General features: G+C 65.7%; 26 protein-coding genes. 13 read left to right on the forward strand and 13 right to left on the reverse strand.

Going from position 1 to position 24,511, the window contains the following annotated elements; all coding sequences use genetic code 11:
• The 10 genes from gspI to MasN3_RS02435 are packed head-to-tail and all read left to right on the forward strand — an operon-like array spanning position 1 to position 10,392.
• Positions 1-375, forward strand: a complete 375-nt coding sequence (gspI, locus tag MasN3_RS02390) for a type II secretion system minor pseudopilin GspI (RefSeq protein WP_281911960.1) — start codon at positions 1-3, stop codon at positions 373-375.
• Positions 372-1,007, forward strand: coding sequence for a PulJ/GspJ family protein (locus tag MasN3_RS02395; RefSeq protein WP_281911962.1), 636 nt, complete (start codon positions 372-374; stop codon positions 1,005-1,007). Before gspI ends, MasN3_RS02395 begins: the two co-directional genes overlap by 4 nt.
• Positions 1,007-2,035 carry a type II secretion system minor pseudopilin GspK gene (gspK, locus tag MasN3_RS02400; protein WP_281911963.1) on the forward strand — a complete coding sequence of 343 codons (1,029 nt, stop codon included), beginning with the start codon at positions 1,007-1,009 and terminating at the stop codon, positions 2,033-2,035. Before MasN3_RS02395 ends, gspK begins: the two co-directional genes overlap by 1 nt.
• 16 nt (positions 2,036-2,051) lie before the next feature.
• A complete protein-coding gene (gene gspL, locus MasN3_RS02405; protein ID WP_281911964.1) occupies positions 2,052-3,296 on the forward strand; it encodes a type II secretion system protein GspL in 1,245 nt (414 codons plus the stop codon).
• A complete protein-coding gene (locus tag MasN3_RS02410) occupies positions 3,293-3,835 on the forward strand; it encodes a type II secretion system protein M (RefSeq protein WP_281911966.1) in 543 nt (180 codons plus the stop codon). The genes gspL and MasN3_RS02410 overlap by 4 nt, the downstream gene beginning before the upstream one ends.
• Entirely contained in the window at positions 3,832-4,605 is a 774-nt protein-coding gene (gene gspN / locus MasN3_RS02415; protein WP_281911968.1) for a type II secretion system protein N, read from the forward strand. Before MasN3_RS02410 ends, gspN begins: the two co-directional genes overlap by 4 nt.
• Before the next feature lie 53 nt (positions 4,606-4,658).
• Entirely contained in the window at positions 4,659-6,971 is a 2,313-nt protein-coding gene (gene gspD / locus MasN3_RS02420; protein WP_281911969.1) for a type II secretion system secretin GspD, read from the forward strand.
• 7 nt (positions 6,972-6,978) lie between these two features.
• A complete protein-coding gene (gene gspE / locus MasN3_RS02425; RefSeq protein ID WP_281911972.1) occupies positions 6,979-8,400 on the forward strand; it encodes a type II secretion system ATPase GspE in 1,422 nt (473 codons plus the stop codon).
• A gap of 9 nt (positions 8,401-8,409) precedes the next feature.
• Positions 8,410-9,630, forward strand: coding sequence for a type II secretion system inner membrane protein GspF (gene gspF, locus MasN3_RS02430; protein WP_281911975.1), 1,221 nt, complete (start codon positions 8,410-8,412; stop codon positions 9,628-9,630).
• A gap of 21 nt (positions 9,631-9,651) precedes the next feature.
• Entirely contained in the window at positions 9,652-10,392 is a 741-nt protein-coding gene (locus tag MasN3_RS02435; protein ID WP_281911976.1) for a hypothetical protein, read from the forward strand.
• Between the two features lie 103 nt (positions 10,393-10,495).
• Here the strand turns inward: MasN3_RS02435 and MasN3_RS02440 are convergent, their stop codons facing one another.
• The 6 genes from MasN3_RS02440 to hslV form a co-directional block, all read right to left on the reverse strand.
• Complete coding sequence (locus MasN3_RS02440; protein ID WP_281911978.1) at positions 10,496-11,131, reverse strand: SAM-dependent methyltransferase; 636 nt, start codon at positions 11,129-11,131, stop codon at positions 10,496-10,498.
• Positions 11,132-11,182: 51 nt separating this feature from the next.
• Positions 11,183-11,593, reverse strand: a complete 411-nt coding sequence (locus tag MasN3_RS02445) for an ASCH domain-containing protein (protein WP_281911979.1) — start codon at positions 11,591-11,593, stop codon at positions 11,183-11,185.
• The gene (locus MasN3_RS02450; RefSeq protein ID WP_281911982.1) at positions 11,590-12,324 is read right to left on the reverse strand and encodes a helix-turn-helix domain-containing protein; all 735 of its coding nucleotides are present in this window, start codon (positions 12,322-12,324) and stop codon (positions 11,590-11,592) included. Before MasN3_RS02450 ends, MasN3_RS02445 begins: the two co-directional genes overlap by 4 nt.
• 177 nt (positions 12,325-12,501) lie before the next feature.
• Positions 12,502-12,702: a hypothetical protein gene (locus tag MasN3_RS02455; protein ID WP_281911985.1), complete on the reverse strand. Its 201-nt coding sequence runs from the start codon at positions 12,700-12,702 to the stop codon at positions 12,502-12,504.
• 36 nt (positions 12,703-12,738) lie between these two features.
• The gene (gene hslU / locus MasN3_RS02460; protein ID WP_281914614.1) at positions 12,739-14,073 is read right to left on the reverse strand and encodes an ATP-dependent protease ATPase subunit HslU; all 1,335 of its coding nucleotides are present in this window, start codon (positions 14,071-14,073) and stop codon (positions 12,739-12,741) included.
• 14 nt (positions 14,074-14,087) lie between these two features.
• The gene (gene hslV / locus MasN3_RS02465) at positions 14,088-14,624 is read right to left on the reverse strand and encodes an ATP-dependent protease subunit HslV (RefSeq protein ID WP_281911987.1); all 537 of its coding nucleotides are present in this window, start codon (positions 14,622-14,624) and stop codon (positions 14,088-14,090) included.
• Positions 14,625-14,839: 215 nt separating this feature from the next.
• Here hslV and MasN3_RS02470 point away from each other — a divergent pair, with 215 nt between their 5' ends.
• The 3 genes from MasN3_RS02470 (at position 14,840) to MasN3_RS02480 (ending at position 16,831) form a co-directional block, all read left to right on the forward strand.
• A complete protein-coding gene (locus tag MasN3_RS02470; RefSeq protein WP_281911989.1) occupies positions 14,840-15,865 on the forward strand; it encodes a type IV toxin-antitoxin system AbiEi family antitoxin in 1,026 nt (341 codons plus the stop codon).
• On the forward strand, positions 15,843-16,175 hold the full coding sequence (locus tag MasN3_RS02475; protein WP_281911990.1) for a hypothetical protein: 333 nt from the start codon (positions 15,843-15,845) through the stop codon (positions 16,173-16,175). The genes MasN3_RS02470 and MasN3_RS02475 overlap by 23 nt, the downstream gene beginning before the upstream one ends.
• 77 nt (positions 16,176-16,252) lie before the next feature.
• The gene (locus MasN3_RS02480; protein WP_281911991.1) at positions 16,253-16,831 is read left to right on the forward strand and encodes a nucleotidyl transferase AbiEii/AbiGii toxin family protein; all 579 of its coding nucleotides are present in this window, start codon (positions 16,253-16,255) and stop codon (positions 16,829-16,831) included.
• A gap of 26 nt (positions 16,832-16,857) precedes the next feature.
• Here the strand turns inward: MasN3_RS02480 and MasN3_RS02485 are convergent, their stop codons facing one another.
• From MasN3_RS02485 to MasN3_RS02515, 7 genes are all read right to left on the reverse strand, one after another.
• Positions 16,858-18,144, reverse strand: coding sequence for an STAS domain-containing protein (locus MasN3_RS02485; protein WP_281911994.1), 1,287 nt, complete (start codon positions 18,142-18,144; stop codon positions 16,858-16,860).
• A 200-nt stretch (positions 18,145-18,344) separates the two neighbouring features.
• Positions 18,345-18,797, reverse strand: a complete 453-nt coding sequence (gene dksA, locus MasN3_RS02490) for an RNA polymerase-binding protein DksA (protein ID WP_227803235.1) — start codon at positions 18,795-18,797, stop codon at positions 18,345-18,347.
• Between the two features lie 246 nt (positions 18,798-19,043).
• Complete coding sequence (locus tag MasN3_RS02495) at positions 19,044-20,108, reverse strand: CobW family GTP-binding protein (protein ID WP_281912001.1); 1,065 nt, start codon at positions 20,106-20,108, stop codon at positions 19,044-19,046.
• 138 nt (positions 20,109-20,246) lie between these two features.
• On the reverse strand, positions 20,247-21,176 hold the full coding sequence (gene xerC, locus MasN3_RS02500) for a tyrosine recombinase XerC (protein ID WP_281912003.1): 930 nt from the start codon (positions 21,174-21,176) through the stop codon (positions 20,247-20,249).
• 5 nt (positions 21,177-21,181) lie between these two features.
• Entirely contained in the window at positions 21,182-21,847 is a 666-nt protein-coding gene (locus tag MasN3_RS02505; RefSeq protein ID WP_281912005.1) for a DUF484 family protein, read from the reverse strand.
• A gap of 111 nt (positions 21,848-21,958) precedes the next feature.
• Positions 21,959-23,239 carry a porin gene (locus MasN3_RS02510; RefSeq protein WP_281912006.1) on the reverse strand — a complete coding sequence of 427 codons (1,281 nt, stop codon included), beginning with the start codon at positions 23,237-23,239 and terminating at the stop codon, positions 21,959-21,961.
• A 217-nt stretch (positions 23,240-23,456) separates the two neighbouring features.
• A complete protein-coding gene (locus tag MasN3_RS02515; RefSeq protein WP_281912009.1) occupies positions 23,457-24,509 on the reverse strand; it encodes a porin in 1,053 nt (350 codons plus the stop codon).
• Positions 24,510-24,511 lie beyond the last annotated feature (2 nt).

Genomic DNA, 24,511 nt, shown 5'->3' on the forward strand with positions numbered 1-24,511 from the left:
ATGATGCGCGCACGCGGATTCACCCTGCTCGAAGTGCTGGTGGCCCTGGTCATCGTCGGCACCGCGCTCGGCGCCGGCCTGCGCGCCGTCGGTAGCCTGACCGCCAACAGCGACGGCCTGCGCGCCGCCATGATGGCCACCTGGTCGGCCGAGAACCGTCTGGTGCAGATCCGCCTCGGCCGCGAATGGCCCGAAGTCGGCAAGCGCAACTTCCCCTGCCCGCAAGGCGAGCTCAACTTGATTTGCGAAGAGGAAGTCCTGACCAGCCCGAACCCGCAATTGCGCCGGATCGAAGTCTCGGTGTTCGACGCCGAACGTCCGACGCGCCGCATCGTCAAACTGGTTCAGCTCGTGTTGAGGCCCGCGCGGACATGACACCCGGCATCCCACACCGCTCCCGCACTCGCCGCGGCTTCACCCTGGTCGAACTGCTGGTGGCGATCAGCATCCTTGCCATCCAGGCCGTGCTCGGCTGGCGCGGCCTGGACGGCATCGTGCGCGCCCGCATCGCCCTGACGCAAGAAATGGAAACCACGCGCGGCATGCAGCTGGCCTTTGCCCAGATGCAGAGCGACTGCGAGCACCTGGCCGGCCGCGAGATCATCGGCCGCCGTCCCAACCTGCTCTGGGAAGAAGGACGCTTCATGCTAGTGCGCAAGGTCTACAACGAAAACGAACCCTCGCAGCTGGTCGTGGTCTCCTACCGCCTGGTGGACGGCAAGCTGATCCGGCGCGAATCGCGCGGCACCCGCGACCTGGCCCAGCTCGAGGCGTTGTGGCAGGCGGCCGGCAGCGACGCGCCGTCGGAAGCGTCGACGCCGGTGGCGCTGCAAAGCGGCCTGCTCGGCATGAGCATCATGGCCTGGCAGGGCAACCAGTGGCGCCTCAAACCGGCCCCGGTCGCCGACGGCGCCCAGGCCGAAGACCCGGGCGGCCTGCAGGTCGGCCTGGTCGTGCAGGGCCGGGATGTGCCAATGGTCAAGTTCTTCCTGCTGGGAGGCACCTGATGCGCCGTTCGCCCTCTACCGGCCGCCAGCGCGGCGTGGCGGTGGTCACGGCACTGCTCCTGACCACGCTCGCCATTTCCATCGTCGCCAGCCTGTTCTGGCAGCAGCAGGTACAGGTGCGCTCGATGGAGAACCAGCGCCTGCACCTGCAGACCAAGTGGATCCTGCGCGGCGCCCTCGACTGGGCCAGCCTGGTGCTGCGCCAGGACGCCTATACCTCGCAGTACACCTCGCTCGACCAGGTCTGGGCCACGCCGCTGGCCGAGACCCGGCTCGACCAGTACATCGAACGCGAACGCGTCGAAGGGGAAAATTTCGATGCGAGCTTGTCCGGTAATATTATTGACGCAACGTCGCGTTACAATCTCGCCAACCTGGCGCGTGACCGCCAGAAGGTGCAGGAACAAGTGGCGATCTTCACTCGCCTGCTGGACAACCTGCGTCTCGACGTGCGCCTCGCGAACCGGATCGCGGACTTCGTCGCACAGGGACAGCAGATAGCGGCGCCGGTGGATACGAACAATCCAGCCGAGCCGCCGCCTGGGAATCCGCCTGCCCCGACGCCGACGACCTTGTCGCCCGTCCCGCCGGTCAACGGCGTGCCGATCCCGGTGCTGCGGGTGGACGATCTGCTGGCGGTGCAGGGCGTCACCCAGGAGGTCATGGCGAAGCTGCGTCCCTTCGTGATCGTGCTGCCCTACGGAGCCGCAGCGACGAAGCTGAATGTGAATACCGTGCCGGCCGAGCTGCTGTCGGCGATCGTGCCGGGGATGTCGCTGTCCCGCGCCAATACCCTGGTCGAGCAGCGCAGAAGGGTGGCGCCATGGCGAGACACGGCGGCTTTTGCCACGCAGGCAGGCGCCGACGCGCAGTTGGCCGAGACCTGGGGCGTCAAGAGCGACTGGTTTATTGTACAGAGCCGTATCCGGCTCGACCGTGCGGCCTTGAACGCGGAATCGCTGATCAGGCGTAACCCCGCCGCCATGGTCGGCGGCGGCACCGAAGTAATCTGGACCCGCCAGAACTAGAAGAAAGCGAGACAGTTTGACTACTCTTTATATCCGGCACCCGGCTAGAGCCGAAGGCGAGGGCGCGCTGTGCCGCTTTGCGGTGGTGCTTGACACCGGCGCCATCGCGCAGCAGGGCGAAGGCCTGTTGCGCAACCTGGGCGACGTGGTCGCCGCCAGCCGCCGCGTGGTGCTGCTCCTGGCCGGCGCCGACGTCACGCTGCTGCCGGTCCAGGCGCCGCCGCTGACCGGCGCGCGCCTGCGCGCGGCCCTGCCGGCTCTGGTCGAAGAACATATCCTGGGCGACCCGCTCGATTGCGTGCTGGTGGCCGGGCCGCCCTTGCCGGACGGCCGCCGTCCGGTCGGCGTGGTCCAGCGCGAATGGTTCGAGCCGCTGGTGAAGGGCTTGCTCGGCATGGGCGCGCGCGCGGTCGCCGCCGTCCCCGCACAGCTGTGCCTGCCCCTGCTGCCGGGCAGCGTCAGCGCCGCCATCGGCAATGGCGAACTGCTGCTGCGCCAGGGCCAGTACGAAGGCCTGGGCCTGGCCCTGGACGGCAACCCGACCCTCGCGCTGCAGACCGCGCGCGCGCTGGCCGGCGACGCTCCCCTGGCCCTGTACGTGCCGCGCGAGCAGCTCGGCGAATACCAGGCCCTGCTGGCGGAGGCCGGCCCCGGCATCACGCTGGAAAGCGAAGCCTGGGAACACTGGATCGCAGGCAGCAAAAGCAGCACCATGGACCTGGTGCCGGGCCTCGGCACTGCCGGCGTCGCCCAGCGCGACTGGAGCCGCTGGCGCTGGCCGATCCGCCTCGCGCTGGCGGCGATCGTGGTCAACATCATCGGCGTCAACATCGAATGGCTGCGCCTGAAGCGCGAAGCCGACGCGGTGCGCCAGGGCATGTCCCAGACCTTCCGCAGCGCCTATCCGGCCCAGCCGGTCATCGACCCGGTCGCCCAGATGCGCCAGAACATCGCGCGCGCCAAGGCCGCCAGCGGCCAGGTCAGCCCGGACGAGTTCGGCTGGATCGCCGGCCAGCTCGGCGAGGCGGTCCGCGGCCTCGGGCGCCCGCCCACGGTGGCGTCAATGGAGTTCCGCGAACGCACGCTCACCGTGCGCGTCAAACCTGACACCGTCGACCCCGCCACCACGGCCCAGCTGCGCTCCATCCTGGAAGCGCGCAACATGAGTCTGGAAGAAAGCGCACCGGCCACCTGGGTCATCCGCAGCACGGGTGCCGCAGCGGGAACCGCGCAGGTCGCCACCATGGGAGCAGCACAATGAAGGCAGCAGGAAACGTCGGCGCGCAACTTGGCGCCAAATTCGGTGCGCTCCGCGAGCGCGCCCTCGCCTGGTGGCTGGGCCGCACCGACCAGGAGCGCAAGTTCCTGACCGTCGGCGGCATCGTGGTAGGGGTGTCGCTGGTCTATGCGCTGCTGCTGGCGCCGGCCATCGAAGGGCGCGACAGCCTGAAACGCTCGTTGCCGGCACTGCGCCAGCAGGCCGCCCAGCTGCAGACCATGGCCGCCGAAGCCCAGGCCCTGGCCGCCACGCCGGCGCCGTCGGTAGCACCCATGAGCGCGGAAGGCTTGAACGCCAGCATGGCCCAGCGCGGCCTCAAGGCCGCCTCGGTCACCATGACCGGCGAATACGCCAAGATCCAGTTCAACGGCGTGTCCTTCGCCAACCTGGTGTCCTGGCTCGACGCCCAGCGCCGCGAAAACCGCGTGCAGGTGCAGGACGCCACCTTCACCGCGCTCGCCGCGGTGGGACAGGTCGATGCCACCCTCACGCTGCGCCAGGCCAGCGCGCCGGCCCAATGAGGCGCCTGCTGTTATGGCTGGTGCCGGTCGTGCTGGCCGTGCTGGTCACGGTGCTGGCCTTCCTGCCCGCCTCCTGGCTGGGGCCGATCGTGGAACAGCAGACCGGCGGCCGTTTGACTCTCGGGGATGCGCAGGGTACGCTCTGGAACGGCTCAGCCTTTGTGGGCGGAGCGCCGGGCGAGGGTGGGGCGGTGACCCCGCTGCTGCCGGGCCGCTTCGCATGGCGCCTGTCGCCGATGGTGATGTTGGGCCAAGTCCACATGGAATTGGAAAACCCGCAAGCGCTGGCGCGTCCGGTACGCATCGACGGCAACTGGTCGCAGTGGCAGGTGAGCAGCGGCGAATTGCTGCTGCCGGCCGAGGGCCTGGCCGGGTTGGGCGCGCCGCTCAACACGCTGGCGCCCTCCGGCACCATCCGGCTGGTCTGGAATACGCTTGACCTGCTGCGCCAGCCCAATACGGTAGCGGTACAGGGCCGTACGGTATTGACCATGAGCGACATGGGTTCGCGCATGTCGCCCATCCGGCCGCTGGGCAGCTATGAAATGGCATTCGATTGGCGCGGCAGCCAGGCCGACCTGAACCTGCGCACCGTACGCGGTGCGCTCGTATTGACGGGCTCGGGTATGCTGCAAAATGGCCGCCTGCGCTTTTCCGGCCAGGCCTCGGCCGCCGAAGGATACGAACAGACGCTGGGCAATATGCTCAACCTGCTGGGCCAGCGCCGCATGGTGAACGGCAAAAACATAATCGCACTCGAGTTCAGATAATGACCAACAACATTCGCACCACCTTTGCTCGACCCCACCTCCGCCTGCCCATCATGCCGAGTATGCGCCGCGTCGCGGCCGGCGCCATGCTGTGTTGCTTCGCCGCGACGACGGCAGGAACATTCCTTCCAGCAGTTGCCCAGGCGCAGGAGAGTGCGAACGCCGCGGCGCTGAGCTTCGTCAACGCCGACATCGAATCGGTAATCAAGGCGATCGGCCACTACACCGGCATGACCTTCATCATCGATCCAAGGGTAAAGGGCACGATCACCCTGGTGTCGGAAAAAACGCTGACCAAGAGCCAGGCCTTCGCCCTCCTGACCTCGACCCTGCGCCTGCAGGGCTATGCCGTCGTCACCAGCGGCGACGGCTATGCCAAGGTGGTGCCGGAAGCCGAAGCCAAGGCCCAGTCCTCGCCGACCCAGGTAGGCGGCGTACGCGCCAGCCGCGCCACCGGCGACCAGATCGCCACCCAGGTGTTCTATCTCTCCTACGAATCGGCGGCCAACCTCACCGCCGTGCTGCGTCCCCTGATTTCGCCGAACAACTCCATCATGGCGAACCCGGGCAACAATACCCTGGTCATCACCGACTACGCCGACAACCTGCGCCGCCTGGCCAAGATCATCGCCGCGCTCGACACCCCGGTGGCGGCCGACCTCGATGTGATTCCGATCCGCAACGCGATCGCCAGCGACATCGCCGCGCTGGTCACCCGCCTGATGGAACCGAGCGCCGGCGGCGACTCGGGCCGCGTCACCGTGCTGGCCGACCCGCGCACCAACTCGGTCGTGATCCGCGCGCCCTCGCAGGCGCGCGCCAACCTGGCCAAGTCGCTGATCGCGCGCCTCGACCAGCAGACCTCGACGCAGGGCAATATCCACGTCGTCTACCTGAAGAATGCCGACGCTAGCCGCGTGGCGCAAACCCTGCGCGCCGTGGTGTCGCAGGACGCTTCCGCGGTGCCGGTGCAGCAGCAGGGCACCGCGGGCGGTTCGATCCAGGGCGGCTCGGCAGGCATGGGCGGAAGCGGCAACCAGGGCGGACTCGGCAGCCAGCAGGTCCAGCAGGGCAGCCTGGCCACGGCCGGCACCGGCGGCGCCTATGGCCAGCAGAGCCAGCTTACCGCCGGCGGCGCCGGCGGGGGCCAGGGCTCGGGCTTCATCCAGGCCGACGCCTCGACCAACAGCCTGATCATCACCGCGCCGGACGCCGTGTACCGCAACCTGCGCAGCGTCATCGACCAGCTCGACGTGCGCCGCGCCCAAGTCTACATCGAGGCGCTGGTGGTCGAAGTGACGTCCAACAAGGCTTCGGAATTCGGCGTGCAGTGGATCGGCGCCTCGGGCGACAGCGACAGCAAGTACCGCGTCGGCGGCGTCCAGTCCTTCACCGGCGGGGCCCAGGGCAGCAACATCGTCAACCTGGCCGCGGCGGCGCGCACCGGCCTGTCCGGCACCTCGGTGCCGAGCATCCCGGGCGGCCTGACCTTCGGCCTGTTCCGCCAGGTGGGCGGCGAGCTGGGCCTTGGCGCGGTGGCGCGCGCCCTTGAAAACGATGGCAATGCCAATATCTTGTCCACACCGAACATGATCACGCTGGACAACGAGCTGGCGACGATCAAGGTCGGCCAGAACGTGCCGATCATCACCGGCTCGTATACGACCACGGCGGCGACCGGCGGCGGCAACCCGTTCCAGACCGTCGACCGCCGCGACGTCGGCCTGCTGCTCAAGGTGCGCCCGCAAATCTCGGAGGGGGGTACGATCAAGATGGCGATCCTCCACGAAAACTCGAGCGTCGATCCGGCCACCCGCAACGCGCCGCAGGGCCTGACCACCAACCAGCGCGCGATCGAAAGCAATGTGCTGGCCGACGACGGCCAGATCATCGTGCTCGGCGGCCTGATCGAGGATACCGAGGGCGATGGCGAAGAGAAAGTACGCGGCCTGGGCGACATTCCGGTGCTGGGCAACCTGTTCAAGTACCGCAACCGCACCCGGGTCAAGACCAACCTGATGGTGTTCCTGCGTCCTGTCGTGGTGCGCAGCAAGGAAGCCTCCCACTCGCTGGCCATGGACCGTTACGAATACATGCGCGCCGTCGGCGCCTCGGGCCAGGCCAGCCAGGAAGACACGCTCCTGATGCGCAACCTCGGCGCGCCGCAACTGCCGCCGCTGACGGGCGGCCAGCCGCCGGTGGGCGGCACCATGGCCACCGCGCCGGTGCAGGCGGCGCCCGTGGCCGGCAGCGCCCCGGGCGCGGCCAGCGGCCAGCCGGTGCCCCAGGGCCAGCAGCGCCAGCAGAACCAGCCGGCGACGCCGCAGTCCCAGTTTCGTCCGGTGACGCCATCGAACCAGAAATAAGCTGACCATGAACAATCTGTTGCCTTTCGCCTTCGCCCGTGACCACGGCGTGCTGGCGCGCGGCGGTGACGAACCCGGCCAGGCCGTCGAGGTGCTGGCATCGAGCGCCACGGCGCCCAGCGCGATCGCGGAAGTCTCGCGCCGCTTCGGCCGCATCACCCTGCGCCGCCTCGAGCGCGGCGAGCTCGACGACGCCATCGCCAAGGCCTATGCCGGCGCCGGCGGCGACGCCTCGCAGGTGGTGGACGAGTTCGACGCCGACCTCGACCTGACCCGCCTGCTGCAGGACGTGCCCGCCATCGAAGACCTGCTGGAATCCTCGGACGACGCGCCGGTCATCCGCATGATCAACGCACTGCTGACGCAGTCGCTGCGCGAAGGCGCGTCCGACATCCACATCGAGCCCTTCGAGCAGACCTCGGTCGTGCGCTTCCGCGTCGACGGCGCGCTGCGCGACATCGTGCGCCCGAAGAAGGCGATCCACGCCTCGCTGATCTCGCGTATCAAGATCATGTCGCAGCTCGACATCGCCGAGAAGCGCCTGCCGCAGGACGGCCGCATCACCCTGCGCATCGGCGGCAAGCCGGTCGACGTGCGCGTCTCGACCCTGCCGACCGGCCACGGCGAGCGCGCGGTGCTGCGTCTGCTGGACAAGGAAGCCGGCAGGCTCGACCTGAGCCACCTGGGCATGGCGCCGGACATGCTGCCGCAGTTCGACCGCCTGATCAACCAGCCGCACGGCATCGTGCTGGTCACCGGCCCGACCGGTTCGGGTAAAACCACCACGCTGTACGCCGCGCTGTCGCGCCTGAACGCGTCCACCACCAACATCATGACGGTGGAAGACCCGATCGAATACGACCTCAACGGCGTCGGCCAGACCCAGGTCAACGCGCGCATCGACATGAGCTTCGCCAAGGCCCTGCGCGCCATCCTGCGCCAGGACCCGGACGTGATCATGATCGGTGAGATCCGCGACCTGGAAACGGCGCAGATCGCGGTGCAGGCCTCGCTCACCGGCCACCTGGTGCTGGCCACCCTGCACACCAATGACGCGGCCTCGGCCGTGACCCGTTTGCTGGACATGGGCATCGAGCCCTTCCTGTTGTCGTCGTCATTGCTGGGCGTGATGGCCCAGCGCCTGGTGCGTAAGCTCTGCGTGCACTGCAAGGTCAGCGACGCCAGCGGCTGGCATGCGGTGGGTTGCGAGCGCTGCGGCCACACCGGCTACCACGGCCGGGTCGGCGTCTACGAGCTGCTCGAAACCACCGAAGAGATCCGCGCCCAGATCCACAACCAGGCCTCCGAAGCCGAGATCCGCGCCGCCGCCCAGAAGTCGGGCATGAGGCTGATGCGCGAGGATGGCGAGCGCTGGCTGGCGGACGGCACCACCACGCGCGCCGAGCTGGTGCGCGTGACCAAGGATTAAGGAAAGCCCATGCCGGCATTTCGCTACGAAGCCGTCGACGCCGGCGGCGCGACCAGGAAGGGCGTGGTCAACGCCGACAGTCCGCGCTCGGCGCGCGCCGACCTGCGTACCCAGGGGCTGACGCCTCTTTCTGTCGAGCAGATCGCGGCCCAGGTCGACGATGCCGGCGTGGCGCGCTCGCGCGGCTTCGGCGAGCGCCTGTCGCAGGTCGAGCTGGCGCTGTTCACGCGCCAGCTGGCCAGCCTGCTGGAGGCGGGGCTGCCGCTGGAGCAGGCCTTCACCGCCCTGCTGGAGCAGGCCGAGCGGCCCTATGTGCGCGACCTGATCGCCTCGATCCGCTCGGAAGTCATCGGCGGCGTGGCGTTTTCCAGCGCGCTGTCGCGCCACCCGCGCGACTTCGCCGAGATCTACCGCGCCCTGGTGTCCTCGGGCGAGCAGATCGGCCAGCTCTCGCGCGTGCTGTCGCGCCTGGCCGACTACATCGAGCGCCGCAACGCGCTGGTGCAGAAGGTGCGCCTGGCGTTTACCTATCCGGCGATCGTCACCGTGGTCGCCTTCGCCATCGTCATCTTCCTGCTCACCTACGTGGTGCCGCAGATCGTCTCGGTGTTCGCCAACACCAAGCAGAAGCTGCCTTTCCTCACCGTGATGATGCTGGCGATTTCCGACTTCGTGCGGGCCTACGGCATCTATGTCGCGATCCTGCTGGCCGGCGCCTTCTGGCTGTGGCGGCGCGCGCTGCGCAATCCCGACCTCAAGCGGCGCTGGCATACCTGGCTGCTCAATGCCCCCGTGTACGGCAAGTTCGAGCGCAGCCTGAACACGGCGCGCTTCGCCAGCACGCTGGCGATCACCACCGGTTCCGGCGTGCCGATCCTGCGCGCGCTCGAGACCAGCCGCGACACCCTGTCGAACGTGGCGATGCGCGAACTGGTCGAACAGGCCACCGGCAGCGTGCGCGAAGGCGTGAGCCTGGCGCGCGCCCTGTCGGCGCAGAAGCACTTCCCGCCGATGCTGGTGCACATGATCCGCGCCGGCGAGATCACCGGCGAGCTGCCCAGCATGCTCGAGCGTGCCGCCAATTCGCAGCAGGCCGACCTCGAGCGCCGCACGCTCACCATCGCCGGCCTGCTGGAGCCGGTGCTGATCCTGGCCATGGGCCTGGTGGTGCTCTTGATCGTGCTGGCGGTCTTGATGCCGATTATCGAAATCAACCAGCTGGTGCGCTAATACAAGAATAAGAAGGAAACCATGAACAAGCGTCTGCCTCTCCTCCTCACCCTGCTCGCCCTGGTGCTGCTGGTCGCCTCGATCGCCTACTGGTTCCTGCAGCTGTACAAGCCCGAGCAGCGCCCGCTGGCGCCGGCGCCGGCCATGGCCCTGGCCGAGCCGACCCCTGAAGCCGCCGCCTACCTGTTCGGCGGCCAGCCGACCGCGGTGGCGATCTCCAACTACCAGCTCACCGGCGTCATCTCGGCCGGCATCAACAGCGCCGTGATCCTGGTGGCCGAAGGTTCGCCGCCGAAGGCGGTGCGGATCGGCCGCGAGATCGTGCCCGGCGTGACCGTGGCCGAGGTGCATCCGAAATACGTGATGCTGTCCGAGGGCGGCGTGATGAAGCGCGTCGACCTGGCGCCCGATACCGGCGCCTCCAGCCACGCGGGCATGGCGCCGCCGGCACCCGGACCGCAGCCGGTGGCCGCCGCGCCCGTGCCGGGTGTCGAGCCGCAGACCGCGCCCGGTGTCGTGGCCGCGCCGGGGAACATGCAGCAGCAACCGGGCGGCGGCGTCGCGCTGACCACCCCGGAGCCCGAGCTGCCGAACCAGGAAGCGCCCCCGCCGCCCGATCCGACCATGACCCAGCCGCAGCAGGGGCAGCAGGGACAGCAGGGACAGCAGGGACAGAACCCGCCGCCGCCGCACCAGGTGCAGATGCCGCCCCCGACCCGGGCGGTGAACAGCCCGGTGGGCGAGCCGAACCCGACCCAGTAAGCAGGAACGCCGCAGCGATGCGGCGTTTTATTTTTGCCCGTCCCGTGCAAGCCCCAGCAGTGGTGATCCGGGAAGGGCCGTCGTCAAACGCGCAGCCCGCAGATCAGCGCGGGTAGGTGAAGCCGGTACGAATGTCCATCGGCAGCAGCCGGCCGCCTTCGCGCACCATCAGGCGCTGGGGCGGTTCCTCGCCGGCCAGCACCCGCCGCGTGACGGGCAGTCCTTCGGCCTTGCGCACCAGTTCGTCGCTGCGCTCGTATACGTTGGGGCAGCCGGTGGCCTTGAGCAGCGCCTGCACGACCGGCACCTTCCACAGGTCGACCCCGGCGGCATTGAACTGGCAGACCAGGTAGCCCGTGGCGCCGCCATGGCTGTGCACCAGCAGCCCCGGCAAGCCGTGCCGGTCGCCGTCGACCAGCAGGACCAGTGCCTGCGGATCGGCGTCCTGCAGCGCTTCAGTGCGCGACTGCACGGCGGCCTGTACGCGGCGCTTGATCATGGCGTGGTCGACCGGCTCATCCTTGCGCAGGGTCCAGACCCGGGCCGCGATCTGCGACTTGGCGTTGTAGGCCGCGCGCGCCAGGAACTGGCGCGACGAGGACTGCACGGTGGCCGTGGCGCCCGCCTTGTTGCGCTCGGCGGGCTTGCCCTCGACCCTGTCGATGGCGGAGAGATAAATCCAGGGGTCGCCGGCCAGGATGGCCTTTTCCTTGCCCTGCTTGATGGTGATGGTGAGCATGCGCAGCTTTCGTTTTCAGGATGCGCATGATACAGCAGCGGGCGAGCCGTCTCAGGCCGCGATCACCTCGACGAGTTCGAAATGCAAGGTGACGAAGGCGAAGTCGTCGTGCAATTGGTACTGGGGCAGGCAGCGGATGTGCACTTCCTGGAACTCGCGGGCGCTGGCGAAGCCCTCGCCGCGCCAGACTTCTTCCGGGATGTCGCCGAAGCGGATGGTGTACACCTTGGTCGCACGGATCAGGCAGCGCAGGCGCTGCTTCAGGTCGTAGACTTCGATCAGGTCGCCCGCCTCGTAGCTGCCGTCGCCGTATTCGCCGTAGGGCTGGTAGTAGTCCTCGACGGTGTCGGCCGTGACTGTCTTGCGGCCCGCCATCACGGCGCGCGGCAGGCTGTCGTCGTTCTCATCGGCGCCCCAGAACGTCAGGCGCCTGCGCCGGCCAATCGTGGTCGCCGTCATCATGCGCGCCGCAATGCGGTGAACGCGGCGAACTCCCAGGACCTGAAGCCCAGCAGCAGCGTATAGCCGTCGCGCTCCTGCAGCGGCAGGCGCCGGTCGTTGCGGTGCAGGCGCGCCAGTTCCCCGGCCAGCTGCTCGATCCTCGAGGCCAGCTCCTGGGCGCTGGCGCTCGACAGGCGCGCCGGGAGGCACATCAGTGCCTCGCCGGGGCGGTCGAACCTGCCGGCGAAATAATCTTCGACCACGTGTTCGCGGAAGAAGCGCTGCACCGGGCCGTCCGGCAACCAGCGGAAGGCGTTCGAAACGCGCAGGCTGTAGCGGTTCAGCGGTTTCAGCTCGATCAGGCCGAGCCGGTCGAGCTCGGCCAGCAGGGTGATGCACTCCGGCTCGGTCAGGCGGTAGGTTTCGGTTACTTGTCCCAGTGACCAGTGTCCGAGGCAGCAGATCGCCATCAGGAGCAGGCGCGGATTGGCGACCAGCGAGGTTTCCTGCGGCAGGGTGAGGGCGTCGGCCTGGGGGCGCGAGTCGGCGGCGCGGCGCAGCACGTCCTCCAGCGCAATGCCGGTCACCTGGCAGATCTGGGCGAGGCGCGACAGGGCCATGTCCTTCTGGCCGAACATGCGCTTGACGCTTGATTCGCTCACGCCGATGCGCCCGGCCAGGTCTTTATAGGTAATGTTGGCGGTGCGCAGTTCGGCGCGCAGCACGTCAAGGACCAGCTCCGGTGAACTCATGGTGTTCCTGTAGTAAATATGACATGTCGACTGAATGTACCTGTGAATTGTCGAGTAGGCAAGATCGTCAGGGCGGCGATACCACACCGCGGTTGCCGGCAGCACGGTCGGACGTAAAAAAGGCGGGCACGCTTGCGCGGCCCGCCAAGGGGAAGTCTTTCCAGGGGAGAGGGTGGCTCAGTCGTCGTCCGCGACCAGCTTGGCCTTTTTCAGCATGCGCTTGGCCTCCTGCCGCTCGCTCGAGAGCGGTTTGGCATGCGGCCCGGCGGACCTGGCCTTGGCCAGTGCCGCGATCGGGTTGCGCGGCTTGCCGAAGTTCTGGGCCGGCTCCACCCGCAGCCGCATCTTCTGCCGCGTCGCCAATGCCTTGTTTGCCATCGCCGGTTCTCCCTCTAAAGATTTACAGGACGCGCATTACAGCACGTACCTCGACAGGTCTTCGTTGACCGACAGCGCATCCAGCCGTGCGTTGACGTAGGCCGCGTCGAGGGTGACGGTCTGGTCCTTTTCGAGGCCGGCCGTGAACGAGATTTCCTCGAGCAGCTTTTCCATCACCGTGTACAGGCGCCGCGCGCCGATGTTCTCGGTGCGCTCGTTGACCGAGAACGCGATCTCGGCCAGGCGGTGGATGCCGTCGTCGGTAAACACGACCTGCACGCCTTCGGTGGCCAGCAGCGCTTCGTACTGCTTGGTCAGGCTGGCGTCGGTCGAGGTCAGGATGCTCTTGAAGTCGTCGATCGACAGCGATTCCAGTTCGACGCGGATCGGGAAGCGGCCCTGCAGCTCCGGAATCAGATCGGACGGTTTCGACAGGTGGAAGGCGCCCGAGGCGATGAACAGGATGTGGTCGGTCTTGATCATGCCGTATTTGGTGTTCACCGTCGTGCCCTCGACCAGCGGCAGCAGGTCGCGCTGCACGCCGGCGCGCGAGACGTCGGCGCCGCCGTGTTCGGAGCGGGTGGCGATCTTGTCGATCTCGTCCAGGAACACGATGCCGTTCTGCTCGACGTTGGCGATCGCCTTCTGCTTCAGCTCGTCCTCGTTGACCAGCTTGGCGGCTTCCTCGTCGACCAGCAGCTTCATCGCTTCCTTGATCTTCAACTTGCGCGGCTTCTTGCGTGCGTTGCCGACGCCGGCGAACATCGACTTGATCTGCTCGGTCATTTCTTCCATGCCCGGCGGCGCCATGATTTCCATCTGCGGCATGGCGTCGGCCACGTCGATCTCGATCTCGCGGTCGTCGAGCGAGCCTTCGCGCAGGCGTTTGCGGAAGGTCTGGCGGGTGGCGTCGCCCTCCTTGCTGTCGCCGTTGTTCACGTTGAAGCCGAAGTCGCGCGCCGGCGGCACCAGGATGTCGATGACGCGGTCTTCCGCCGCATCCTCGGCGCGCTGGCGCACCTTCTTCTGCTCACTGAGACGGGTCTGCTTGACGCCGATGTCGATCAGGTCGCGGATGATGGTGTCGACGTCGCGGCCGACGTAGCCGACTTCGGTGAACTTGGTCGCTTCGATCTTGATGAAAGGCGCGTCGGCCAGCTTGGCCAGGCGGCGCGCGATCTCGGTCTTGCCGACGCCGGTCGGGCCGATCATCAGGATGTTCTTCGGGGTGATCTCGTGGCGCAGCGGCTCGGCGACCTGCTGGCGGCGCCAGCGGTTGCGCAGCGCGATCGCGACCGCGCGCTTGGCCTTGCCCTGGCCGACCACGTGCTTGTCCAGTTCCGAGACGATCTCGGGCGGGGTCATGTTCATGATGGGGGACTGGTTCATTCCAGGGTCTCGATGATGTGGTTCAGGTTGGTATAGATGCACAGCTCGCCCGCGATGGTGAGCGATTTCTTCACGATCTCTTCGGGCGACATGCCGGTGTTCTCGTACAGGGCCTTGGCCGCCGAATGGGCATACACGCCGCCCGAGCCGATCGCGCCCAGGCCGTCTTCGGGTTCCAGCACGTCGCCGTTGCCGGTGATGATCAGGGTCGATTCGCGGTCGGCGACCAGCAGCATGGCCTCGAGCTTGCTCAGCATGCGGTCGGTGCGCCAGTCCTTGGCCAGTTCGACCGAGGCGCGCAGCAGGTTGCCTTGGTGCTTTTCCAGCTTGCCTTCGAAGCGGTCGAGGAGGGTGAAGGCGTCGGCGGTGGCGCCGGCGAATCCGCACAGGACCTTGCCCTGGTACAGCTTGCGCACCTTGCGCGCCGAGCCCTTCATGACGACGTTGCCCAGCGTGACCTGGCCATCGCCGCCCAGCGCGACCTGGCTGCCGCGCCTCACACTGACGATGGTGGTGCCGTGAAATTGTTCCATTTTTAGCCTCGTGGTTGTCTAGCCACCCGCAGATGGGGTGGGTGCATTGAATTGCAAGATAAGCTCAACCATAATTCGAGCGCACATACTCATCTGTCCACACTATGTTCTTGTCCACGTTACGTGAACGTTGACAGATTTTTGGACAGTGTCCAAAATGGTAGTGCGACCACGTTACGTGGACAATTAAAATTTATGGACAGTCTGCTGAGCATATGCCATCACATGACGATTTTTCTTTTTTGGGTAAGGCGATAAAAGCTTTCCATCAAACCACCGGACTTGATGCATCTATCACTAAGCGGCAGGAGTCCGATCATGACGGTTTTCTGGAGCTTAATGCAGATCACGGACATATGTACGAGCTGCCTTTTGACGTTAAACCAGTCATTGACCGTCGCGATCAACTGCTGAGGTTTATGGCGCGGCACGGCAATAGCCTGCTGATTACACGATCACTCAGCAACGTTATGATGAACGAATGCCGAGAAATCGGCCTTCAATTTATCGATCATGCAGGAAATTGCTTTCTGCGTCAGCCTGGCTTGTACATCTATGTCTCGGGCCGCAGAGAGATAGCAAGGGAAAACCCGGCAGTAACCCGCGGATTGACGCCAGCCGCGCTTCGTCTTGTTTTCGCTATCCTGACACGACCCGACATGCTCAACAGCAGCGTCCGAAAAATGGCAGAGGTGGCGTCCATCTCCCATGGAGCAGTTGGCGGCGCGTTGGCCATGCTTGAAGAAATGGGACTTCTGAGCAGTCCAAGGCCGGGGCAACGCATGCTGGTAGCGCCCCAACGATGGCTTGATGCCTGGACAGAGGGATACTTGGGTCGGCTTCGTCCCAAGCTTGAAACGATCAGGATGAGCTCTGCCGATTCGCTTACGGTTCTGCTCGACCGCGTGACTCCACGGATGCGCGAAGTAGCTCTGGGTGGCGAGTTAGCAGCAGCATATCGGAACTTTGGACTGAAACCAGGTTCATTGAGCTTGTACATTGACTTTGGGGACCAGCGTGTCTTGAAGGAGCTCGTGCAAGAACTCAAGCTTCGTCGCGACCCTCAAGGGCCAGTGGAACTGGTTAGCATGTTTTGGAATACGAACGAATTGCTATGTTTCCCGACTGTTCCCGATGCCTTGATTTACGCAGACCTGGTCGGAATGGGCGATGCAAGAACGATGGAGGTAGCGGAAAAATTGCGTAAAGAGATCTGCTTTGATGTTGAAAATCAGGCCTGACAAACCTCTTGCTGATACGCTACTGACGTTGATTCGCACGCTTGACGCAGTAATGAAGCAACTGGCGATACCTTATTTCGTCATCGGCGCAAGCGCACGCGACATCTTGGTCGAGCACGTACACGGACTCGATACTGCCCGTGCAACCAGAGATATCGATTTCGCCGTTGCGATCTCCTCATGGGATGACTACGAGCGGCTGAAAATAAAGCTCTCCTCAACCGGTAATGCCGTTCAGTTAAGCGTAGCGTGGCCGGGTTTCCCGGCCACGCGTTCAACTCCATTTTGCTCTGCCACAGTGCATTGGTGACTTGGACGCGCGGTCGGCGAAGCCGACCACCCTACATTTTTACGCTAACTGAACGGTATTACTCCTCAACCGGAGAGTTGACCCTTGGCGCAAACGCACATCGGCTGATGTTCGGTACGGATGAAGGCGCCTACCCGCTTGATCTCGTGCCTTTCGATGGCGTTGAAAAAGAAGGCGAAATCGCATGGCCACCAAACGGTGAATCCGTCATGAATGTAGCGGGATATGGAGATGCTTACGCCAGTGCCCTCGACATCGAAATCGCGCCTGGTTTTCAGGTCAAGATCGTATCCCTTCCAGCCATGGTCGTGCTCAAAATACTAGCCTGGAACGATCGTCCCGAACGGGACAAACATGCATCCGACGTTTTTCTTGTTCTGCGCAGCTACCATCAGGCTGGTCAATTCGACAGGCTCTACGACGAAGCGCTGGATCTGCTCGAACAGTACGACTACGAACTCGAAGTGGCTGGCGCTGCATTGCTTGGAATCGACGCCAGGCGGGACATTGCAGTGGACGTCCGGACTCAGGTCACACAAGTATTTGAGAATAAAAGGAATTTCGACAAGTTTGTTGTCCAGATGGTGAGGTCTTCTTCAGGTTCAGTTGAATACGCCAGACGGTTAATTCGGGCATTTCTGGACAATATCGGCTGAGGCCGCGCTAGAACGTACTCGGCATGTCAGTACCGATGCGGGTAAAGACGGATGCCGCCGTCGTGCGTATAGCCGAGCAGGCGCAGCAGGGCCGCCACCATGTGGTTCAGCTCGCGCAGCTCGACCCGCCGCCGCTGCTGCGTGTGCAGGCGCAAGCGGCCCTGCAGCGCGGTGGCGCACGCATAGTCCATGCGCGCCAGGCGCGAGCAGTCCAGCACCAAGACCTCGCGCCCTTCGGCGTAGGCGTCGATGGCAGTCAGCAGCGCCGCGCAGTCTCCCAGTGCCAATGGCGGCAGCAGGAAGCGGTCGCCCGCCACCGGCGCCGGCGCCGCGGTCGACACGTGCGTCAAGGTCTCGAACGAGGGCGGCGACACCTCGAAGGTGACGCAGTAATCCATCGCCGATTCCTCGAAATCCTTTTCGCGGTTGGACAGCAGGAGCAGTTCGAGCAGCAGCAGCCAGGGCGCCTCGCCGGGCGTACGCTCGCCCACCGCCAGCATCGGGCGCAGGGTCGCCATCAGGGTGTCGGCGCCGGCCAGCACCAGTTCGCGGCCTTCCTTGCGCAGCGTCTGCAGCGCCTTCAGGAGCAGGGTGCAGCCTTCGGCATCGGCGCTGCGCACCGCGCCGACGTCGACGCGCACCAGCGGCGCCTTCGCGGCGAGCAGGCGCTGCAGGCGCGCGGCGATGCCGCCGTCGAGAACGGGGCCGAAGCTTTCGGCGGCGGCCACCCCGGTGAGCTGGGGAAGGTCGTGCGCAAGGGGAAGCGGCTGCCAGGCCGGCGGCGAGGTCTCGAAATGGCTGGCGTAGTCGATGGCGATGCTCTCGAACCGGGTTTCCTGGCCGGTGGCCTGGTAGAGGTCGAACAGCATCCACCAGGGCAGGCGCTCGCGCCGGCCGAAGTCCGCCAGGCTGTCGCGCAGCAGGCTGTCGGCGGCGCCGGCCTGGCCGTTGGCGTACAGGATGGCGCCTTCCTCGACGACCGGCGCGGTGGCGGGCACGGCCGCGGCGTCGGGCAGTTCGTCGGCGGCAAGCGCCAGATCAGGGACGGATGCCGGCGCGGCGGCGGGACGGCGCGCCGCGCTGCCCCAGGCCGGCTCATCGTCGAAGATGGCGGAGCTCATTTCCAGCTCGATCTCGTCGATCTTGGCGGCGGTGGCGCGCGCGATGGCGCGCTGGCGTTCGCGCTCGGCTTCCGACGCCAGGCGCGAGGGCTCGCCGGCGCGCAGACGCGTGTCCACGGCGAGGAAGGAATCGGATGCCTCCTCGTCTGCTGGCGTGTCGCTCTTTTTCTTCAGGAAGGAGAACAGCCCCATGGTCCTCAATGGATAAATGAACAAGTCCCGGCACGGACACGACCTTAGCACGGCCGCGCACGGCATGTGCTGCGCACACGCGCACCGCCCCTAGTGTATCCCATAGGAAATAGGCATATGCACGAAACATTCTGCCGCGCACAAAAGAAAAAAGCATGCCCCTTGCGGTGCATGCTTTTCTCGGTAAAGTTGGACGGGGATCAGTCGCCGTACAGTTTCTGCTTCAGTTCACGGCGCTGCTGGGCTTCCAACGACAGGGTCGCGGTAGGACGGGCGATCAGGCGCGCCACGCCGATCGGCTCGCCGGTTTCATCGCACCAGCCGTATTCGCCGTTCTCGATGGCCTGCAGCGATTGCTGGACCTTCTTGAGCAGCTTGCGCTCGCGGTCGCGGGTACGCAGTTCCAGCGCATGTTCTTCTTCGATGGTCGCGCGATCGGCCGGATCTGGCACCAGCACGGTTTCGCGCAGGTGTTCCGTGGTCTCGCCGGCATTCTTCAGCAGCTCTTTCTCGAGCTCTTGCAGGCGGTTGCGGAAGAACGCGAGCTGGGCCGGATTCATGTAGTCGTCGTCGCTCATCGCCCGAATTTCTTCTTCCGTCAGAAGGCGTTCTTCGAGCTGCGCGGCGGTATTCGGTTTGGTTGTTTTAGTCATGATGCCTTCGATACGACAGAGGTTTTCATTTTAGCAGCAAATTTGGCGTTGACACTTTTATAACGGATGTGCCGCGCTTGCTGCCCCGGACGGCAATCGCCGTCCTTCACTGCCTGTCCCGGCCCGGCATGCAGCTGGCTTGGGACGATGCCCGGATGCGCCGGCGCGCTAGTGCCGGTGCCCGGCCTGCCAACTAGGTCGGCAGGTCGTCAGCGGGTCCGGGGCGACCCGCAAAACTGATGTAGTTTATACCAAACACTGTTCAAGTCCGCTGATAAATACGTCTTTTGGTAAATTTTTACCAATAAACACCATTTTACTGCCACGGGTTTCGCTTTCGCCCCACTTTGCGCCCAGGTCGCTGCCCATGATTTGATGTACGCCTTGGAATACGACCTTGCGGTCGGCCCCGTGCATCGACAGCACGCCCTTGTAGCGCAGCATCTGCGGTCCGAAGACCTGTACCATGCTGCCCAGGAACTGGTCCAGGCGTTCCGGGTCGAACGCGCGCTCGCTCTTGAAGACGAAGGCGGCGATGTCGTCGGTGTGGTGGCTGTGGTGGTGGTCGTGGTGATGGCAGGCCTCGCCATGGGCATGGTCGTGACCGCAGTGTTCGCCATGCTCGTGTTCATGGTCGTGGTCGTGGTCTTCCTCGGCGCGCAGGAAGTCCGGGTCCAGTTCCAGCTTGTCGTTCAGGTTGAAGCCGCGCAGATCCAGCACCTCGGAAATCGGGGCGCGGCCGAAGTCGCTCGTCGAGATCGGGGCGCGCGGGTTGATGCGGTGCAGGCGCGCCTTCAGGACATCGACGGCGGCGGCGTCGACCAGGTCTGTCTTGGACAGCAGGATTTTGTCGGCAAAGCCGACCTGGCGCTGGGCTTCCTCGTGGCGGTCCAGCTGGTCCATCGCATGGCGCGCGTCGACCACGGTCACCACGGCGTCAAGCATGTAGTTAGCGCCCACTTCTTCGTCGACGAAGAAGGTCTGCGCCACCGGGCCGGGGTTGGCCAGGCCGGTGGTCTCGATCACCACGCGGTCGAACGCGATCTCGCCGGCGGCACGCTTCTGCGCCAGGCTGGTGAGCGCCACGATCAGGTCGCCACGTACGGTGCAGCAGATGCAGCCGTTGTTCATTTCGACGATCTGCTCGCCGGTGTCGCGCACCAGGATCTCATTGTCGATATTTTCCTGGCCGAATTCGTTTTCGATGACCGCGATCTTCAGGCCGTGCTCCTCGTGCAGGATGCGGTTGAGGAGGGTGGTCTTGCCTGCGCCGAGGAAGCCGGTAAGGATGGTGCTTGGGATGGGTTCCATGTTCGCTTTGCTGTCGGTTGCGCCCGCATCAAGGCGGGATAATCGGGGGATTATGCCGGATTTCGTGCAACACCACCATCGATCAACCGTGCAGCGTCTTGACGTATCTCAATACCCTGGGCAATGCGATCGCTTCGCTTACTTCGACTTCGCCCTTGGATGGGCCTTGTCATAGACCGCAGCCAGGTGCTGGAAATCCAGCGCCGTGTAGATCTGGGTCGAGGTGATGCTCGCGTGACCGAGCAGCTCCTGCACCGCGCGCAGGTCGCCCGAGGATTGCAGCACGTGCGAAGCGAACGAGTGGCGCAGCACGTGCGGGTGGACGTGCACCGGGGTGCCCGCGCGCAACGCATGCGTCTTCAGGCGGGTCTGCACCACGCGCGGCGTGATGCGGGCGCCGCGGCTCGACAGGAACAGCGCGGCGCTGCCGTCGCGGGGAGGGGAGCGTACGGCCAGCCAGGCGCTGAGCGCCGAGCACGCCGGTGCGCCGACGGGCACGCGCCGCATCTTGCCGCCCTTGCCGGTGACGACCACTTCGCCGGCCGCCAGGTCCAGCCAGCCGAGCGAGGCGGGCAGGCCGTTGCCGGCCTCGGTATAGGCCACGTCCAGGCCGGTGAGTTCCGATACCCGCAGGCCGCTCGAATACAGCAGCTCGAACATGGCGCGGTCGCACAGCTCGGCCGGCTCGGGATGGCCCTTGGCATTGGCTTCCATCAGCTGCACTGCGTCGTCGACCGACAGGGCCTTGGGCAGGGTTTTCGGGCGGCGTGGGGCGCGCACGCCCTCGACCGGGTTGGCCGCCAGGCTGGTCTGGCGCGACAGCCACTCGTAGAAGCCGCGCCAGCCGGAGAGCTTGCGCGCGATCGAGCGCGCCGACTGGCCGCCGGCATGCAGCTTGGCCGCGAAGCGGCGCACGTCGTGATGGGTCAGCTTCGGCCAGTCTTCGTGGCCGGCCAGGGTGGCGAGCTCGGCAAGGTCGCGGCGGTAGGCCGCGACCGTGTGCGGCGACAGCTGGCGCTGGGTGGCCAGCTCGGCCAGGTAGCGGCTCGGCCAGTCCAGCGCCTCCATGGCCGTCAGGCGCGCAGCGGGGCCAGCGCGGTGCTGGCGGTGCTGGCGATGTGGACCAGGAAGTCGGTTGCCATGGTCGCGGTGAAGCGGTCGTCGTTCGGCGCACCGAGCACCAGCAGGCCGAAGGTCTTGCCGCCTGCCGTGAGCGGCATCAGGACGGTCGAGCGGACCGCGGCCGGGTCGTCGAGCCAGCGCACCGCTTCGAAGTCGTTGTTCAGGCCGCAGTAGGGCGCGCGCAGGCTGGCCGCGAACATCCTGGCATCGTCCGATACGCCTTCGGTGAACCAGGTGTCGGCATAGTCCGGCTTCAGGCTCCACAAGCGCAGCGTCACCTGCGGCACCATGAATTCGGTGCGCAGCGCGTCGACCAGGTCGCGCGGCATGGCGGCGCCACCCTTGGAGGCGAGCAGCGCCTGGTTCCAGGCGTGGAAGCGGTTGGCGATGGCGTGGTTTTCTTCGGCGCGGCGGGTCAGCTCGGACAGGCGCAGCTCGAGGACGCGGTACTTGTCGCGCATGACCTCCATTTGGCGCTCCTGCAGCGACACGGCGCGGCCGGTGAGCGGGCTCGACAGTTTCACTTCGCCCAGCAGGCCGGCGTGCTCCTCGAAGAATTGCGGGTGGTCGATGAGGTATTGGGCGACGGCCTTGGCGTCGATCGTATCGGTGGTCATGAAAGCTCGAGTGAAAGATATCCGTCCGCCATTCTACCTGACGGGCAATCCGCGACGGACATAAAAAAAGACGCCCTGGCAGGCAGGGCGTCTTTGGGGAGCGGCGGTGCTTTAGAAGCGGTGGCGGATGCCGACTTGCAGCGCGCGGCCATCGGCGCCCGGGGTCTCGGTGAAGCCGCCCGGGTTGCCCGAGGTGCCCGGCGAGTACTGTGCCAGGCCCTTGTTCTTGATGAAGGCCGCGACGGTGTACAGATCGGTGCGCTTCGACAGGAAGTGGTCGTAGCCGATCGCGTACAGGTTGGCGTCGCTGTTGGTGGCGGTGCGGTCGTTCTGGTGCGCGTACTGGGCCATGATGCGGCCGCTGCCCACCTTGTAGTGCGCGCCCACCTGGTAGCTGTTAGCGTCCTGCTGGGTGTTGTTGCGCAGCGCGGTCACGAAGATGTTGCGCAGTGCAGCCTGGTTCAGTGCCGGCACGCCCTGCTGGGTCAGGACCGGAGCCACGCCCGCGTCCCAGCCGGCGGTGTAATCGGCCATCAGCACCGAGTTGGTGTTGCGCTGGCTGTGGAAGCCGGCGAACAGTTTCCAGGTCTCGTTCAGCTGGTAGGAGCCGCCCACGGTGGTGGTGCGCAGGCTCGGACGGTTCTGCTGGTCGTAGCCGTGGTTGTAGCCGATGCCGACGTCGAAGCCGTTGGCGGTGTAGGTGACGGCGCCGGCGCGGAACTTGTTGTAGCGGCCCAGGTAGCCCGAACCCTTCGGACCGTACATCAGCGAAGCGCCGATGCCGTTCGGCAGGGCGATGCGGTACTGGATGGCTTCCTGCGAGCGGATGTCGGCGCCCAGCGCGGTGAAGCCCGCAGTGCCGCCGGTCACGTGACCCCAGGTGCCGCCGGTGCCCGATTCGAAGGTGTCGGCCTTGTTGAAGACTTCATAGCCCGGGGTGTACATGCGGCCCAGCAGGACGGCGCCCACCGGAGTGATCAGGCCGACCATGGCGGTGCGGTCGAACAGGGCGCGTTCCTGGTTGACGGCCGGGCCGCCCGGCGGCTGGATCAGCGTTTGCAGGCGGCTCAGAATGGCCGGTGGAATGCCGTTCATGCCGCGCAGCAGGTAGGTACCCGGATTGTCGTTCATCAGGGTCGGCTGCTGGGTGCCGGTGTCGAGCTCGACGCGTGCTTCGAGATTGAAGATTGCCTTGTAGCCGTTGCCGAGATCCTCGGTGCCTTTGAAACCGATGCGCGAACCGTCGGCGCCGCCGCTATAGATCTTGGTCGGGCCGCCTTTCTGCCACATGACGCCGGCGTCGGCGATACCGTAGATCTGCACGCTGGTCTGCGCGAAGGCCGGGATTGCGAAACAGGTGCCGAGCAGCGCGGCCAGGATACTTTTCTTCATTGGGTCTCCATTAATTTTGCGAACGAGCGTTTTGTTACGCGCCTTGCCAATATGCCATTGCTTCAGTGCACTGTACAGGCTCCGGATGCAGGAGGGCGCGGCGTCTTGACCGGCGTTGCTTAAAAACTACAAAAACAGGGCAAAAAAAGGGCGGGCATGGTTGCCCATGTCCGCCTCTTGGAAGGACAGACCGGCAGGCCTGTCCTTCGGATACGGCTTAGAACGAGTGGTTCACACCGACGTCGTAGTGGTTGACGGTCGATTGCAGGGCATTGATGCCCTTCTTGCGCGACGCATCGACGTACAGGTAGGTGCGCTTCGACAGACTGTATTCATAGCCGAGCGACAGCTGCTTGACCTTCTGCAGACCGTCGACGTCCTTCTGACCATAGCCGGCCAGGAACTTGCCCGGACCCATGGTGTAGTTCGCGCCCAGCACCCATGCCTTGGTGTTGGCGTTGGCGAAGCGGTTGTGCTCCTGGTCCTGCTTCGAGTACAGGCCCATCAGCTTCAGTTCCGGGGTGGCGGCGAACGAGGCGCCGATCGACCAGACCTTCGATTCGATGGCGTTGCGCTCGTAGCCGGCCATGAAGGCTGCCGGACCGTTGTTGTAGGTGCCGGTGATCGAGAACGGGTTGGCCGAGGCTTCGGCGCCCACCGGGTACTGCGGGGCTGCCGGGGTGCCGCGGCCGATGACGGCCGGGCCGCCGCCGCCTTCCTTGGTGGCGATGGCGGCGTTCAGCTGGAAGCCGCTGGTGACCGGCGAGTTGTACCAGACCGCGTTCGAGAAGCGGTTGCTCGAATAGCCCTGCACGTCCAGCGGCTGCGAGCTGTAGCCGGCGACGGCCAGGTCGGTCCAGAAGCCTGCCGGGCTCGGCGAAGCGTGGAAGGGTTCGAAGGCGCCCACGGTTTCGTGGAACGGGGTCAGGCCGCGGCCGATGCGGACCATGCCGAAGTCGCCCTGCAGGCCGACGCGGCTCTGGCCCTGGAACAGCGGACGCTGGGTGCCGTTGCTGCCGATTTCATTGGTGCCGGTGTCCGGCTCGTAACGCATTTCCAGTTGGAACAGTGCCTTGAGGCCGTTACCCAGTTCTTCAGTGCCCTTGAAACCGAGGGTGTTCGAGGCGCGCTTGCCGATGTTCAGGCTCTCGCCGCTGCGCTTGATGACGCCGGCGTCGATGGTGCCGTAGATCTGGACCGAGGTTTGTGCGTGCACGGTGCCGGCAGCGAATGCGCCAAGCAGTGCGATGGCCAAGAGGGAGTGTTTCATTG

This window comes from Massilia varians (genome assembly GCF_027923905.1).
GTDB classification, from domain to species: Bacteria; Pseudomonadota; Gammaproteobacteria; order Burkholderiales; family Burkholderiaceae_D; genus Telluria; species Telluria varians_B.